The 16,430-nt window shown below is 48.1% G+C and carries 12 protein-coding genes and 3 pseudogenes; 5 read left to right on the forward strand and 10 right to left on the reverse strand.

All coding sequences use genetic code 11. The features are described from left to right. Positions 1–66: 66 nt before the first annotated feature. From HRE53_RS02290 to HRE53_RS02305, 4 genes are all read right to left on the reverse strand, one after another. Positions 67–519, reverse strand: a complete 453-nt coding sequence (locus HRE53_RS02290; RefSeq protein WP_235108917.1) for a nucleoside deaminase — start codon at positions 517–519, stop codon at positions 67–69. Between the two features lie 25 nt (positions 520–544). Next, entirely contained in the window at positions 545–2,035 is a 1,491-nt protein-coding gene (gene gatB / locus HRE53_RS02295; RefSeq protein ID WP_235108918.1) for an Asp-tRNA(Asn)/Glu-tRNA(Gln) amidotransferase subunit GatB, read from the reverse strand. Positions 2,036–2,230: 195 nt separating this feature from the next. Next, positions 2,231–2,323, reverse strand: a complete 93-nt coding sequence (gene petL / locus HRE53_RS02300; RefSeq protein ID WP_212662040.1) for a cytochrome b6-f complex subunit PetL — start codon at positions 2,321–2,323, stop codon at positions 2,231–2,233. Between the two features lie 149 nt (positions 2,324–2,472). Beyond that, positions 2,473–2,820, reverse strand: a complete 348-nt coding sequence (locus HRE53_RS02305; protein WP_235108919.1) for a hypothetical protein — start codon at positions 2,818–2,820, stop codon at positions 2,473–2,475. Between the two features lie 383 nt (positions 2,821–3,203). Between HRE53_RS02305 and HRE53_RS02310 the strand changes: the two genes are divergently transcribed. The 4 genes and pseudogenes from HRE53_RS02310 (at position 3,204) to HRE53_RS02325 (ending at position 6,656) form a co-directional block, all read left to right on the forward strand. Further along, on the forward strand, positions 3,204–3,587 hold the full coding sequence (locus HRE53_RS02310; protein WP_212662042.1) for a hypothetical protein: 384 nt from the start codon (positions 3,204–3,206) through the stop codon (positions 3,585–3,587). A gap of 250 nt (positions 3,588–3,837) precedes the next feature. Further along, positions 3,838–4,830, forward strand: coding sequence for a glycosyltransferase family 2 protein (locus tag HRE53_RS02315; protein WP_235108920.1), 993 nt, complete (start codon positions 3,838–3,840; stop codon positions 4,828–4,830). Then, positions 4,812–5,333 (forward strand): annotated as a pseudogene (locus HRE53_RS02320) (serine O-acetyltransferase); the annotation flags it as partial. The gene HRE53_RS02315 and the pseudogene HRE53_RS02320, both read left to right, overlap by 19 nt. An 83-nt stretch (positions 5,334–5,416) precedes the next feature. After that, positions 5,417–6,656, forward strand: a pseudogene (locus HRE53_RS02325) (IS256 family transposase). 218 nt (positions 6,657–6,874) lie between these two features. Here HRE53_RS02325 and infB read toward each other — a convergent pair. The 5 genes and pseudogenes from infB to HRE53_RS02355 all read right to left on the reverse strand — a co-directional run bounded on the left by infB (position 6,875) and on the right by HRE53_RS02355 (position 14,264). Further along, positions 6,875–9,944, reverse strand: a pseudogene (infB, locus tag HRE53_RS02330) (translation initiation factor IF-2). Positions 9,945–10,385: 441 nt separating this feature from the next. Continuing rightward, positions 10,386–11,747 (reverse strand): transcription termination factor NusA, encoded by a 1,362-nt coding sequence (gene nusA / locus HRE53_RS02340; RefSeq protein ID WP_212662047.1) that lies wholly within the window; start codon positions 11,745–11,747, stop codon positions 10,386–10,388. A gap of 65 nt (positions 11,748–11,812) precedes the next feature. Then, the gene (gene rimP, locus HRE53_RS02345) at positions 11,813–12,277 is read right to left on the reverse strand and encodes a ribosome maturation factor RimP (protein WP_212662048.1); all 465 of its coding nucleotides are present in this window, start codon (positions 12,275–12,277) and stop codon (positions 11,813–11,815) included. A gap of 150 nt (positions 12,278–12,427) precedes the next feature. After that, entirely contained in the window at positions 12,428–13,912 is a 1,485-nt protein-coding gene (locus tag HRE53_RS02350; protein WP_235108924.1) for a hypothetical protein, read from the reverse strand. 40 nt (positions 13,913–13,952) lie between these two features. Next, a complete protein-coding gene (locus tag HRE53_RS02355; RefSeq protein WP_235108925.1) occupies positions 13,953–14,264 on the reverse strand; it encodes a thioredoxin family protein in 312 nt (103 codons plus the stop codon). Positions 14,265–14,415: 151 nt separating this feature from the next. Between HRE53_RS02355 and smpB the strand changes: the two genes are divergently transcribed. Further along, entirely contained in the window at positions 14,416–14,880 is a 465-nt protein-coding gene (smpB, locus tag HRE53_RS02360) for an SsrA-binding protein SmpB (protein WP_212662051.1), read from the forward strand. A gap of 18 nt (positions 14,881–14,898) precedes the next feature. Here the strand turns inward: smpB and HRE53_RS02365 are convergent, their stop codons facing one another. Further along, entirely contained in the window at positions 14,899–16,356 is a 1,458-nt protein-coding gene (locus HRE53_RS02365; RefSeq protein ID WP_235108926.1) for a carotenoid oxygenase family protein, read from the reverse strand. Positions 16,357–16,430: the final 74 nt, after the last annotated feature.

Here is a 16,430-nt window from a genome sequence, read left to right on the forward strand (position 1 = left end):
GATATTCATTTCTTTTAGGCTGGGACTTTGGTTTTTGACTTCAATGACTTTGAATTGAGATGGGCTTCAGGCTCTCTCAACACCAATATCCTCATACCAAAGTTGAGGGGTTCCGTTAATGAACGCCTGCATCATTTGGTAACACTGGGGATGGTCTAGGACTGTAACCTGAACTCCACGAGATTTCAGCCAGACTTCTTCTCCCATAAAGGTTCGATTTTCACCGATAACGACATGGGGAATTTTGTAGAGTAAAATAGCGCCTGAACACATGCTGCACGGCGACAATGTGGTGTATAAAGTGACGTCTTGGTAAAACGTGGCAGGTTGACGGCCCAGAGTTTCCAAAGCACTCATCTCTGCATGCAAAATTGCACTACCTTGTTGAACCCTGAGGTTATGGCCTCGGCCAACAATGCTCCCACCCTTAACCACAACAGATCCAATGGGGATACCTCCAGCAGCTAATCCCAACTGGGCTTCTTGGATGGCTGCATCCATAAATGAATCTGAATTCATCTGCTCCAATGAGTAATATTCGGACTTAGGCTTTCAGCTTTTTAGCCAGCATCTGATTAGTGGCTTTGGGATCAGCTCGTCCACTGGTTCGTTTCATGACTTGTCCCATGAAAAAGCCTTGAAGTTTGGTTTTGCCATTGCGGAACTGCTCTAACTCTTGGGGGTGAGCCGCTATGACTTCATCAATCAGCGTTTCCAAGGTAGCCGTATCCGAAATCTGAGTTAGTCCTTTCTTCTCAACTAACTTTTTAGGTGAACCGCCTTTTGTTAACAACTCCGGTAAGAGTTCTTTGGCAATTTTGCCACTGATGGTGTTAGCTTCGATCAACTCAATGAGTTCAGCTAGGGCCTCAGGAGTTAAAGCAATGTCCGTAATAGATAAGTTCTCATTGTTGAGGTAGCCGGTAATATCTCCCATCAGCCAGTTAGCTGCTTGCTTAGCAGAAGCTCCAGCTTTTAAGGTTGTCTCGAAAAATTGGGTGATGGCATGATCATCTGTGAGAATTCGGGTGTCATAAGGGGACAATCCGATTTCTTCCTCATATCGATGCCGCTTGGCTGCAGGGAGTTCGGGTAGTTCTGACTGCCATTGTTTCAGCAGCTTAGGGGCGACTTCAATCGGTGTTAAGTCTGGCTCGGGAAAATATCGATAGTCACTAGCGCCTTCTTTGCTGCGCATACCGATGGTGCGTTGGGCGCCTTCTTCCCATAAGCGAGTTTCTTGAATAATGGACTCACCCTCGCCTGCTTCAATGGCTGCAGTCTGGCGGGCGATCTCATAGTCGATGGCTCGATGAATGGCACTAAAGGAGTTCATGTTTTTGATTTCTACTTTGGTGCCAAATTCTTTCTGGCCTTTTGGGCGTACAGAAATGTTGACGTCGCAGCGCAAGGAGCCTTCTTGCATATTGCCGTCACTCACTCCAAGATATCGGACAATCCGACGAATCTCTTGGGCATATTCGGCTGCTTCGAGTCCCGTTCTCATATCGGGTTCGGAAACAATCTCGATTAGAGGGACACCGGTTCGGTTAAAGTCCACCAGGGAGTGGGTGGAACCCGCTAGGCGATCGCTGCCGCCATGGACCAATTTGCCAGCATCTTCTTCCATATGTAGACGGGTAATGCCGATCTTTTTGCGGGTGGCTTCCCCTTGTTCGTCAACAATCTCGACTTCTATCCAGCCATGCTCGGCAATGGGCAAGTCAAACTGAGAGACTTGATAGTTTTTGGGCAGATCGGGGTAAAAGTATTGCTTCCGATCGAATTTACTGTACTTAGCAATCTCACAATTGAGGGCATGACCTGCCTTGACGGCATATTCTAAAACGGTTTCGTTGAGGACAGGTAAAACACCGGGCATACCCATGCAGATTGAGCAAACTTGATGATTCGGAGCTGCTCCAAAGGCAGTGGAACAGTTACAAAAGATTTTGGTGTTTGTACTGAGCTGGCAATGGGTCTCTAAACCAATTACCGCCTCATATCCAGTCTTTGCAGGTGCCTTTGTGACCATGTAGCGTTTGCCTTATTGCAATAACTCTTCCCTATTCTAGAAGGTTTGGGGAGGAGAACGAATTGCGGTTGCGATCGCAACCACACCCTTAGCAAACTCAAAACGTAATTTGGAGCATTCTGAAATGAAAAAATCCTTGCCGAAAGCTTGGGGAATCCTAAATTCCAACCAAGCTTTCGGGTTGATGCCGTTGTCTTAGATCAATTTGACGGCTTTGAGACCAAAATAAAGACCAAGAGCCATACCGGTAAAAAGACTAATGAATAATATGTAGGCGATAAAACCCATGCGGATACCTCTAACTAGAACTTAATAGTGAACGATTGTAATCATAAATCCCACTCTTTAGTAGCTTATCGGATGGTGATCCCACCTGTCCAAGTTTGATTCAGAGATTGAGACTGCCCCCATCTTCCCAAGAGAAAGACTGAGTTGAATTACCCGTTTGTTTCAATAAATTCATTCAGATCTTCGATAGTACGGGTGAGTTCAGCTTCTGTTGTGAGTCGAATGCGATCATCCCTCACGGTAATCAGAACTTTTGCCGCAAAAGGACTAGGCCAAATATTAGGGTTGCAAAAGCATTCTAAGAAAACGTCCCCGGTATACTGGTATTCCATCGAGGGTTGGGGCTGTACTTTTTCTCCAGGTGTTTTATTAGCAACGGCCTTCAGGCTTGTCATTAAGGCTGAAATTGCAGTTTTAAATTCTTGGGCTGCTTCGGCAGTAAAACTAAAAGTAACGGATCCTTCTATTAGATTTAAGCGCAGTTGTGCGGATGACATAGGGAAAACGTTGGCGAGTGGCTTTGCTCCTCAATAGTACCTGGGTATCGGCAGCAGATCTTATGAGAAATGTAGAGGTATCCATCCATTTGAATGGATGGCCCAGCTCAAAATAAATTCATCACGCTTCATAACAATTGACAGATTAAAGTGCGCTCGGGAACATCCTAGAAGCTAGACACATCATGCAATAAGTACCGTAAATATGATGAAATGTGTCAAAAACAAACTAAATTGCTTAACTTAAATAGCGCTTTGTCGCAGGGAAGGCTTAAATAGATGAATTATCAGCCTACGATTACAAAGGTTTGATCATTCAATTCCAAAGCAGGCCGATTCCTTGGTGTTGTTCTTCACTCTTTTCACTTATAGGAGAAGTTTTTATGGTTCGTTCTATTCGAGCTTTATCAATCACCTTTACTGTAGCGAGCACAGTGGGGTGTTCTAGTCTATTGATTCCAAGTCAGGCCAATGCTCACCACACCCATTCAGCTCAAATTGCATCTGCCAAATATACCTACAATCCTCAGCTGGTGCGTTTATATACTTATGAGTGCACTAAAAAATTGAGAGAAGTAAAAGGGGATTCTGCTGATAAAGCATCGCAGATTTGCCAATGCTCAATTTCCCAAATGCAGCAACAGCATTCTCAAATGCAGGCGATTCAAATCTTTACGAAAGCCCAAGCTAGTATCAAAGACGATCCTAAAGCGATGCCCCCAGAGCTATCTCCATACTTCACACCTTGTATTTCTACCAGCGGCTGAGGATAGGACATTACCCTCACAGCTCGCTCCACGTAATGCGAGGGTGATGAACCGGCAAATGGCGCAGCTAATACTCCTGGATTAATGCTCAACAAGCCCCTAGAAGGAGATCAGCGAGTATCGTTCTAATCGAACACTAAAGGTGTGATTGGGGGAGAACTTCTACATTTATCGGAGCGATACGACTCGGTCTCCTGACAGATGTTAAAAATAGGGAAGGCCCTCTTACCTTCAGCGAATCACTTGATTGATGTTAAAGTCACTATCACCTTCTTTGCTGGTTGTGATTGTCAATTATCGAACGCCCCAGCTGACGATTGATTGTTTGCAGTCTTTGCAAACAGAGGTGGAGCACCATGGCAATACAAGGGTTGTGGTTGCCGATAACCAGTCTGGAGATGAGTCCGTTGTCGTATTGCGAGATGCGATCGCATCCCATCATTGGCAAGATTGGGTCACGCTCCAATCCCTAGATACAAATGGGGGGTTTGCTGCTGGCAACAATGCCATGATTGGCCCTGCCCTTGAGTCTACCCATCCCCCTGACTATATTTGGTTGTTAAATCCCGATACGGTGGTTCATCCTGGAGCCCTCAAGACGTTACTCACATTTCTTGAACAACACCCTGATGTGGGCATCGCAGGCAGTCGTCTAGAAAATTTAGATGGCACCCCTCAATATTCAGCCTTTCGATTCCATACCATCTGGAGTGAATTAGATCAGGGATTACGGTTGGGACTGGTTTCTAAAGTCCTATCCCGGTGGATCTTAGCCCCCCCAATTGCTGACCAGGCGATAGCCACAGATTGGCTAGCTGGGGCCAGTATGATGATTCGGCGCCAGGTCTTTGAGCAAATTGGGCTACTGGATGACGACTTCTTTATGTATTACGAAGAAGTTGATTTTTGCCTTAGAGCAAGACAGGCAAATTGGACCTGTTGGTATGTCCCCGCCAGTCGCGTGGTTCATCTTGTGGGGCAAAGCTCTGGGGTGACTGGAGCCCAAGCCTGCCAACAGCGGCGACCGCAATATTGGTTTGACTCCCGCCATCGATATTTTCATAAGCACCACAGTCATGGGTATGCGGTCCTGACAGATCTGGCATGGCTGGGGGGATATTCTCTGTGGCAGCTACGGCAGTTAGTCCAGCACAAGCCTCAAGTCGATCCCCCCCATCTTTTACAAGACTTCTTTTGCAATAGTGCCTTTGTCAAGGGGGGGCAATGTCGCAGCAAGATTTAAGCCTCTGGCAACAAATTAGGGAAGACTGGCGAGCCCATCAGTCCGATTGGACCAAACCGGGATTTCGAGCAGTCGCCGTCCATCGGTTTGGGGTTTGGCGAATGCAGCTGCAGCCAAAGCTGTTAAGAGCCCCGTTTAGCCTGATTTACCGGGGGCATTACCGCTACATTCGCAATGTCTATGGAATTGATTTACCCTATACCGTCAAATTAGGGCGTCGGGTGGTGATTGAGCATCAAGGAGCCATTGTTATCCATGGAGATAGTGAAATTGGCGATGAGAGTATTATTCGTCAGGGGGTTACCTTGGGGAATCGATATTTGGATCATCCTTTGGATGCCCCCCCAAGCTAGGAGCACGAGTGAATATTGGGGCAGGAGCCAAAATCCTAGGAAATGTGGTGCTGGGGGGATGATGTCAATATCGGGGCTAATGCGGTCGTTTTGTCAGACGTTCACCCAGGACAAACAGCAGTGGGCATTCCGGCCAAAATCTTGACATCCCATAGCCTCCCCATCCCTGGTGGGAGACTGATCAGAGTTTTGTGTAAGCGGTCTAGAATCCAAACACACCAGGAGACCGCATCATGTCTAGAAAGAAACAAGTACCCAATCGAGTTGATGAGCTATTGGATGAACTCATTGGAGAGAATCCACAGCCAGAGGATATTCTGGGCGAATCAGGACTGCTCAAACAACTCAGCAAACGCCTAGTGGAACGAGCCTTGGCAGGTGAATTGACTCATCACCTGCATCAATCCTCCGTCGATGAGCGTTCTCATGGCCCTAGAAACAGTCGCAATGGTTACTCGAAAAAGACCGTCCAGACTGAACAAGGAGAGATGGACCTATCGATTCCTCGCGACCGTTGCAGTGAGTTTGAGCCTGTCCTCGTGCCCAAAGGCCAGCGACGTATCGCGGGACTCGACGAGAAAATCATCGCCTTATATGCTCGTGGCATGACCACTCGTGATATTCGAGTCTCAATTGGTGGAGCTGTATGGGGCCAATATCTCTGAGGGTCTGATTAGTGACGTCACCAATAGTGTCATGGAGGAGGTTAAAGACTGGCGCTCAAGACCATTGGATGAGGTGTATCCGATTGTCTATCTCGATGCCCTGTATGTGAACATCAAAGTCAATGGCCAAGTCAGCAAGCGAGCCGTCTATGTCGCGCTAGCGGTAACTGTGGAGGGAAACAAAGAGCTGTTGGGATTATGGATAGGGGCTGCCGAGCGGGAGGGAGCAAAATTCTGGCTTTCAGTGCTCACAGACCTTAAAAACCGAGGCGCTCAGGATATCTTGATTGCTTGCTGTGATGGTCTCAAAGGCTTTCCCCAGGCGATTGAATCGGTCTATCCCGATACTCAAGTTCAAGTTTGTATCGTTCATCTCATTCGCAATAGTTTGCGCCATGTGCCTTGGAAGGAAAGTCGAGCCGTAGCTGCAGACCTCAAGCCCATTTATCAAGCGGCCACTTTGGAGGAATCTGAGGCTGCCTTGGATGCGTTTGCCAACAAATGGGACCAGACGTATCCTGGCATCAGCCAAATCTGGATACGGCATTGGGATAATATTGCTCCGTTGTTTAAGTACCCAATGGCCATCCGAAAGGTTATCTACACCACTAATGCCATTGAGTCGCTCAATCGCTCACTGCGAAAGGTGATTAAGACCAAAGCTGTCTTCCCGAATGAAGAGTCTGTCTACAAATTGATGTTTCTGGCGATGAGGAATATCTCGAAGAGATGGACCAGACCGATTTTGAATTGGAAGGCGGCGCTGTCCCATTTTGCTATTCTGTTCCCAACACGATTCAACTATTGAATACGTTACGGCTTACACAAAAATCTAAACACTCTCCACTGTCCCATTTTGCTATTCTGTTTCCAACACGATTCAACTATTGAATACGTTACGGCTTACACAAAAAATCTAAACACTCTCCAATCCCTTAAAAATTCCTTATTACACCCTCCAGCCTACTCAAATTAGAGGCTGGAGAGTGTGACAGGGAATACAGAAAATAAAGGGCACAGGGTAGATTAGGTCGCTGCAGATAATGTTCTCCGCTTCGTCACCATCTGAAAGGCTTCAATCCGATCGCCTTCAGTCCAACCACTGAAGTTATCAACGCCCACACCACATTCATAGCCTGAGTTCACTTCGCGAACATCATCTTTCATCCGCTTGAGGGAATCTAGGATGCCTTCAAAGACCACGTCATTGCCTCTCTGGATTCGAATGCGACAATTCCGTACCAATTTCCCAGATTGAATGTAACAACCTGCGATCGCACCTCGTCCCACAGGGAACACGGCCCGAACTTCGGCTTCGCCCAAGTCTTCCTCTACAAACTCAGGTTCTAGGAGGCCTTCCATGGCGCCTTCAATATCTTCCAACAGCTTATAAATGATGTCATATTCACGGATATCCACTCCGGCCTGATCGGCGGCTTGTCGGGCCCCGGTGGCTAAACTAGTGTTGAAACCAATGATGACGGCACCACTGGCGGAAGCCAAATCTACATCTGTTTCGCTAATTTCGCCAGGTGCTGACAGCAATACGCGAACTTGAACTTCATTTTGAGGCAGTTGAGCCAAAGAACCCAACAGAGCTTCAAGGGATCCTTGGACATCTGCTTTGATGACCAGGTTCAGTTCTTTCAGTTCTCCTTCACGGGCCTTTTCAGACAAGGCATTGAGAGAGACTCGTCGAGAAGCCAAGGCCTGCTGCAAACGAGTATGGCGCTGTTGATCCGTCCGCTGTCCGGCTTGAGATCGGGCAACTTTCTCATCCACGAAGACTTCAAATTCTTCACCCGCAGCAGGCACTTCACTCATCCCCAGCACCTCGACGGCAAAGGAAGGACTAGCCGTATCGACGCGGGCACCGCGATCGTCAACCATGGCCCGCACTTTACCGAAGACAGACCCGGCGACTAACACATCACCGATTCGGAGGGTACCGTTTTGAACTAGCAAACTAGCAACCGGACCTTTGGCCTTATCTAAGTGAGCCTCAATCACCGTTCCCTTAGCAGGGCGATCCGGATTGGCCTGCAAATCTTCGACTTCAGCGACCAGCAGCACCATCTCAAGCAGCGTATCTAGGTTTTCCCCCTTAAGGGCACTGACCGGCACCATGACCGTTTCGCCACCCCAATCTTCAGGGACTAGATTATGCTCACTCAGTTCTTGGCGAACTCTGTCCAGCTGAGCCCCTTCTTTGTCGACTTTATTGATGGCAACAATAATGGGAACTTCTGCGGCCCGCGCATGGCTAATCGCTTCCAGGGTTTGTGGACGCACGCCATCGTCGGCAGCTACTACCAAAATGGCGATATCCGTCACTCGTGTTCCCCGAGCCCGCATGGCGGTGAAAGCTTCGTGACCTGGTGTATCCAGGAAGACGACCTGTTGCACTCCATCTCCATGGGTTAAGTCAACATGGTAGGCCCCGATATGCTGGGTGATGCCACCAGCTTCTCCTTGGGCAACCTTCGTTTCGCGAATTGCATCCAAGAGGGTGGTTTTACCATGATCAACATGGCCCATAATGGTGACCACAGGCGGACGAGATTGCAGTTTCTCAAGATCTTCAGCATCCAGCATTTCTGAAACTTTACGGGCTTCAGATTCTTCTTCCTGGGTTTCGACCTCACAATCTAATTCTTCTGCCACCATCGTGGCAGTTGGAATATCCAGAACCTGATTGATATTGGCGGCAATTCCCTTCATAAAGAGAATCTTAATCACTTCAGTTTCGGGAACAAGGAGTTCCGCTGCCAATGCTTGGACCGTTAAGTCGGAGGTTAAGGTCAGCAGTGTGGGCCGTTCGACCTCGACCTCCTGCTGTTGACGATAGCGATTTCGCTGCCGTCGATTGCCACCTTTAGAGGGGCCAGGGCTGCGATTGATGGGAACAGTCGTGGGTTTAGACTGCTTCATTGATTTAGGCTTAGGCGGTCGCACCAAAGATTGACTCACATCAATAGCCGTTTGACTATTAGCGCCATCTGCTCCAAAAAGATCGTCTTCATCCTCCTCCATCTCTTTTTGCGTGCGCCGCTTCTGCTTGAGGCTAGCTTTTGAAGCCTTAGTGGGCCGATCTTCTAATTGATCATCTGATTTAACAGTCCGCTTATCTTTTTTCTGACGTGATGTTGGCGGCTTGAGAACGAGTAGCTCAGTGGTGTCATTGTTGTCTTTGGCTGCGCCCGCTCCACTGGTCTTGGATGCTTCCTGCTCTTTCTCAGCTTGTTGTTTCGCTTTTGTGATGGAAATGGGGCGAATCAGTCGAGGACGAGGCGGTTCTGTTGCTGCCGGCTTAGTCGGCGGCTCCACGGTTGGCGAAACGGCGCCTGTTCTAGGGCTAACTTTAGGCTCTTCTGGACGAGTAGGTTTGGGGGGGGAATTGAAAGTGGGTTTGCTCAGAAGCTGAGGCTTCTTCACCATCTCGGGAACTTGAGTGGCTGGTTTTGTCAGTACCTTCTCTGCTCTATTCGCTGGGGGGGGATAGGGTTGGGCTCGCGGGCTTGGCAACGGAAGGAGGCTTGATGGCAGACTTCTCTGTAGCCACAGGCTTCTCGGGTGCACGAGTGGGTTCTGGGCGAATAGGCTTAGGAGCCTGCAAGGGCTCAGATGAATCTGCTGCACTCACAGATGGAGGCGCTGCACTCACAGATGGAGGCGCTGCACTCACAGATGGAGGCGCTGCACTCACAGATGGAGGCGCTGCACTCACAGATGGAGGCGCTGCACTCACAGATGGAGGTGTTGCTAAAGTCTCAGCGGGTTTTGAGGGTTGTTTACGCAGCTCAAGAATTTGTTGTTTTTTGGGTCGATCTTGCTTGACTGGTTTGGCAATGGGGCGAGGCTTTTGCGCACTGCCTTCTTTGGCAGCAGCCGGCTTGCGGTTGGGCTGATTTGCCTTTTGGCTAGATGGATGATTTTTGGCAGCAGATCGAATTTTTGCGGCTTCATCCTCAGTAATCGTACTGCTGTGATTTTTGACAGCAATATCGAGCTGATCGCATACTGCCAAAATGTCTTTGTTCTCCAAATTTAACTCTCTTGATAGCTCGTAAATTCTAATTTTGTGATTATTACTCATCCACTGGCCCCTTTAGTCTCCTGTGATCTTACATAGTTCTACCCTTTACGTTTTTGGGATAAGGATATGTTTGATGTTACTTTTTGGTCTTTTTGCGTTCCATTGGCATAGCTGATTGCCCAGCTAATAGTAAGGATAAAAACTCCTTCTTAAGCATTATCCATGCTGTTTGACAAACTTGCGAGTGGGAAGTAAAACTTTCACTGTTCGTTTGGTGGAGCTAACGCTTTATCTAGCATCCACTTTATGGGAAAGATGATCAAGCAATATTGCTATTATCAACTATTTTTTGTTGGCATTGGCTGAAAGATGCCATAGCGTTAGCAAATGATTATTCGTTATGGCATCTTTCAGAAATTCTGGATATTGAAGAGAGTCAGGCATCTTGAAGGATTGATGACATCAGATTGCAGGTCCAGATACAAAGATCTATCTGCAACATTACTCTTCCATATCTTCAGACGTGTTGACTGCCTCCTCTACTTCTGGGGATTCATCTTCCTCCACATGGGCTGAAAGTTCTTCGCTTGAGGCTTCGCTACTCGATTCAGCACCAGCATCTGATACTTCAGGCATCTCCAGGTCAGGTTGTTCCACTTCAATGGCGATTTCATCCTCATCGACTTTCTGGGCTTGAAGTTCGCTCAATTGCAGATCTTCAGCTTCTTGATCATAGTTGGCAATATCTTTGATATCGATTTTCCACCCAGTTAGACGAGCCGCTAACCGGACGTTCTGGCCTTCTTTACCAATCGCCAAACTTAGCTGATCTTCGGCAACGAGGACATGGGCTTGGCGTTCTTCAGTATCAATCAGACGAACCGCATCAACTCTAGCAGGACTGAGGGCATTGGCAATATAGGTGGCTGGATCAGGGGACCAGCGAATAACATCAATCTTTTCGCCTCTGAGTTCATTCACCACAGCTTGAATTCTGGACCCTCGGGCACCAATACAGGCACCGACGGGATCGACTTCTCGTTCTAGGGTGTCCACAGCAATTTTGGTGCGGGGACCAACCTGACGAGAGGGGGGATTGGCTTCTCGGGCGACGGCAACAATCCGAACGACCTCATCTTCAATTTCTGGGACTTCATTGGCAAATAGATAGACGACTAAGCCTGCATCGGCTCTAGAGACAACTAATTGAGGTCCCCGATGAGGACCATCCGCCACTCGCTTGAGGAACACTTTAAAGGTGGCATTGGCCCGATAGTTGTCATTGGGAAGCTGTTCGCGCTTGGGCAATTCAGCTTCAACTTCTGGTTGCCCAAATGCACTGGTGACGGCCATGATCACAGAACGACGCTCAAATCGAAGTACACGAGCTTGTAATACAGTTTTTTCGAGGTCCTGAAACTCTTCTTGAATGAGTTTGCGCTGTTGATCCCTCAGCTTTTGGGATAGAACCTGCTTGGTTTGGATGGCAGCCATCCGTCCAAATTCATTCTGCTCGGGGGTCACATCTAGGACAACGGTATCGCCGAGTTGAGCTTCGGGAGCGACTTCTCGTACTTCAGTCAATGCAATTTGGTGGTCGGTACTTTCCACATCATCAACGATCATTTTGGTTGCTAGAACCAGAAAGCCTTCTTCTTCGATATCCAGTTCGACATCGAAATTATAAAAATATTCTTCGTCGAATTGAGCCCCACTATCTAAGAGTAGGGTACGTCGATAGCGCTCATAGCCTTTCAGAAGGGCCTCTTGCAGGGCAGCTTGTACCGCAGGTTTGGGAAGATTACGTTCACGGCTGATCACATTAATCATTTCCGCTAAACCAGGTAACTGGACCATGGACATAGGCTTACTCCTTGCTGAACTAGGGTGTGAGGGAGAGATTCGAGGCTGGATAAATATCTAGGGAGTTATTCAGGAGAGTCGTGGAGCTGCACCTGAAGAATTTCTTCCCGGGGAATCTTGATGGGGCGACCTTTTTGATTGAGCCGGACAAATTTCTCATCTCGACCCGTGAGGTTACCCATCCATTGGTGATGGCCTCGATAGGGCTGATGGGTTTGAATGAGTACGGGAAAACCTCTGAAGGAAACGAAGTCGCGATCGCAAGTCAGTAGTGTCGACAGCCCTGGGCTAGAAATCTCTAGCACATAGGCATCTGGAAAAACATCATCCTCATCCAAGACCGTTTCCAAGGCGCGACTCATTTTCTCGCAATCTTCCAAACCAGTATCTGCATCACAATTGCGAATATCAACCCGCAACACAGGCGGATTTTGGTTGGTCTGAAACACAGCGCCCACCACTTCCAGATTAAATTGGGCTGCAACAGGGGCAGCCAGGTCAATCACTTTAGGGATTAATGGATGTGTCATGGAGATAACCCTGACAATAAAAAAAGTGGGTTAACACCCACCTTGAAAGCCCAAACCAAAAGCATGAGCCATGGGCAGACGCCCACCAAGGTCCTAGTGTAGCGCAGCCCGACGCAGTTTGGATTAATTGGCAAGAGATGAATAGACAGACTAAGGGCGAGAAGAGCCTGGAATCACCTGAACAGCAGGTAACTGACCCGAATCACGGGTGACTTGGCGCAAATGTTCAACCTCTGCAGCGGCTCCCTCTCCATCTTTAGACTCTAGGCGTTGCAAAATCGTGAGTTTAGTTTCTTCCAAAAAGTCTGTAAGTAGGGACTGAATTTCATCTAGGGTTTCTTGATTTTGAAGCTCACCCCGTAAGGCATCCGTGAAATGTTCTCCTAGCTGATCGAAAATATCTTTTCCCTTCTGATCGTTTAAGACCTTCGTCAGAGTGGACTGTGAGGTTTGCGTCAGTTGTTTCGACACTTGTTCAGCAATCACATTGGGGAGCGTCATCATTCCGGGCAGTTGCTGGGCTTGTCGATAAAAAGGAATATCGCTCAAAGCCTCCACGATGGCATGGCGGATCACATTTTCTAAGTCGGGGGTGAGCTGGGGCAGCACTTTATAAATGGTGATCTTGACGGCCTGGAGAATCAGCTCCTCCAACTCGTTTACTTCGTTAATCTCAACGGTGTCAGTTTCAGGATTCAGGAGCCATTGTTCAATCACCCCTTGTTCGATGGCATCCTGAGCAATGCCAACCGATTGAACCAGGACGATTTCCGTCATGTCTCCCGCCAGACTTTCGGCTAAGAACCGATTGATTTGGGTTTGCATCCGACTGAGATTAATCCAGCCCACCTGATGCAATCGCAAGGTGATCGGCAAAATGCGTAGGATTCGCCAAATAGGTATAAAAAAGAGCAGATCATACCAGCGCCAAAAAATCGTATCTTTCCAACTGGTCCCCTGGCGGCGGCGACTCAGGTAGAAGGTTCGGACCAAATAGTCCAATCCAAACAGGAGGACAAAAGGCAAATCGATGATGACAAAGAAGTCAACAAAATCACCGCTTTCCCCAAAGGGGCGGTAGTAGTTGGAGGCAATCAGGGGTCGAATATCTTTACTAAAAAATTCGAGCTCCCGCGTCCACAGGTTCTTCTTCAGGTAATCGACACTCCAAAACTCACGAAAGGAGCCCTTGGCCGACTCATTATCCATTTGCTCCCGCATCCGGTTCTTAATTTTCTCTAGAGTCCCGGTTTTGTTGGCAAGCTCAAATGGATTCTCATCCACCATTTCTGCACTCTGCCCTCTCAGCTGCTCCAATAACTTTTGGAGTTCAGCTCCTTCCGTCCCCGACTTCGCCAGCTGTTGCTCAACTTGATCCACCGTTTCCAGATATTTCTGAGTATCCCGATTGGCCACGATCCCTTTAATGGGGTCATAGAGTTCTGTGATTTGAGGCAGTCGACTTAAATAAAAATCTCGAAGCGGGATGTAGGTGATGTTGAAGAGCACTAAGCTTAAATTCGCTAGGGCAGCTAGGGCCATCAGTCGATCTAAGCCCAATAACCAAGGATTACGTCGAGTTCGTCGTCTCTTATATTGCTTCGTGTTGTTGCGACTAACGGGGGACGAGGGCATACCAGAAGATAAAGTAGAACATCAGGATGATAAGCGGACTTTACGCAGCTCCTAAGACTGCTTGGAGTCGGCTTCTAAACTCCCCTTTGGGATGTCCGCCTTTGACTTCGCCCAAAACCGAGAACTCTGCATCCGGAGAGTCACAAATGATATAGGTGGGCCACCCCATCTCCGATTTATCGGGATATTGAGTCAGAAGGATCTTGCGATATTTACGGTAAGTGGCGGTGTCCTGCATTTTGACATCAATAAATTCTAAGCCCAGCTCCTCTGTGACCTTCTGATCATAGAAGGACATTTTGTGGCAAATCCCACAGTCTTCAGAAGAGAACTTGATGACGGCTTTACCCATTTTTTACTTACCTTAACTAGCCCAGTATGCGTTATTGTCCATGCTATCAGTCCGAGTGAATCCCTCAAATCCATCGATAGGTCCATCACAATCTTGGATGGCACGGAAGACTGATCCACGAAATAGAATTTGGCAGAGTACATTAGAAGGTATGAGTGAGTCTTTCAAAATTATTAGTGATAATCGCCAAGCCCGATTTCAATACGAAATCTTAGAGGTGTTTGAGGCAGGCCTTGCCCTAACCGGAACTGAAGTCAAAGCAATCCGAGCTGGGAAAGTCAATTTACGGGACGGATTTGCCCAAATCCGTAATGAGGAAGCATTCCTACTCAATGTGCATGTCTCACCCCATAGCAATGCTGGCCAGTTTTTTAACCACGATCCTCGGCGTACTCGCAAACTCTTAATGCATCGCCAAGAAATTCGTAAGCTGATTGGCAAAACCGAACAAAAAGGACTGACCTTGGTGCCATTGAAGCTGTATCTCCAGCGGGGCTGGATCAAAGTGACGATCGGATTAGCACAGGGTAAGAAACTCCACGACAAGCGGGAATCAATCAAGCAACGTCAGGATAAGCGAGATATGGAACGGGCTTTAAAGCGGAGTGTTCAGTAGGGTTGAGCACAGATAAGCTTACATCGCAGCTTGCCAAGTGCCATGAAACCCAAAGGGGATAATCTCGGGCAAGCCTAAAACAGCAATAGGACCCAAATCTAACTGGTTCGCTGTAAAAATTTGCACGGTACTTTGATCCTGGTTGCCATCAAAGACCACAGTTAACAACCACCCTTGATCAGGACTGTTGGGATCAGGAGCATAAATAGCTTCCATGGGGTAACAGCCTGAAGGAAAAGCCATACTCCTCACCGCAGCATTTTTACCATCAATGCGAGCGATGCTATCAAACATTTCCTCCACAGGTCGTGGACTGTGAGAATGATGATTCAAATAAATGGCGGTGGTCTTCTGTCCAGTTTCCAGGGGGGAAACGATAGGAAATTCACAACCAAAATTAAACCGCTGCTCGTTCTGCAAGACTTGGCCGGTCTGAGGATTAATATGTAGCTGCCACAGTTCCCCGGAAGCAGGGGTTTGCGGATAGCCTGTGACCACTTCTTTCAGCCACTGATTGGTTTGAAAATCAGGATAGCGAATATAGTCCAGGACAATATTGCCAGCAGCATCTTCATAACCATTGCCAAAGTGCCATTGGAACCAAGGCTCAGTCTCAAAACGATTCACCTCCTCAAAGGTGTCCCGATCAATGACGATGATCTGCGTTCCCTGGTGGGGCTGCCACTGTAAGGCATCACTTAAACTTTTCGTTGCCAACATGATGGGCAACATCTGCAAGCGTAACGGCGGTACAACAAATACTAGATAACGCCCAGCCAGAACAAAATCATGAACTAGAGACAGCCCTGGCAAGGGAATAGAGGCTTGCCGATCAATGGCACCAGAGGCATGGCTGCAGTAGAGCTGAATATAGGTTTTGGGACCAAAGATAACGCCAAAGTTATAGATGTTGCCCGTTTGTGGATCTCGTTTGGGATGAGCAGAGTAAGTGAGCTTAGGGGTTAAGCCTGAAAGAGCATCCAATCCTTGGGTTTCTAGGGTAACGGGATCAAGGGCATGGGGATTTCCCCCTTCCCAAAGGGCGAGCAATTTGTCAGGTAATGCCAAAACCGAGGTATTGGCTACATTTTTGGGGGGAACGCCCCACCGTTTCCAAACCGGACCAGGGGCCATTTGCCCATAGCCTGAATAGAGAAATTGATCTTTCGCTTCTTCTGCTTGAAGTTCCTGGGTTTGGACATAGCGGTAACTAGCTGTTGCCTCTCCAGCATCAAAGCGGACGGCCAAAATGCCGCCGTCTCCGTCAAACCAGTGATCAACGGTTTGGCCCTGACGGGACAAACGCCCAGGGCCATTGCGATATAAGGTGCCTTGAAAACCTTCTGGAATTTGACCCGATAACAGCGGCAGGGGAGTGGGACCAAATTCCGTAGCGGGGGTTGCGATCGCACGGACCCACAATGGCTTGCCTTCAGAAAAGCGGTTCCGTGCTGCATCACGATCTTGAGTCTGCATGGCCACCTCATTATCCCTGAAACAATGGATGAGCTAACTTTACCTCAATCGACAAAGAAGCCCTCTATTACCGA

Origin of the sequence: Acaryochloris sp. 'Moss Beach' (assembly GCF_021497025.1) — a bacterium.
Classification (GTDB): Bacteria; Cyanobacteriota; Cyanobacteriia; order Thermosynechococcales; family Thermosynechococcaceae; genus Acaryochloris; species Acaryochloris marina_A.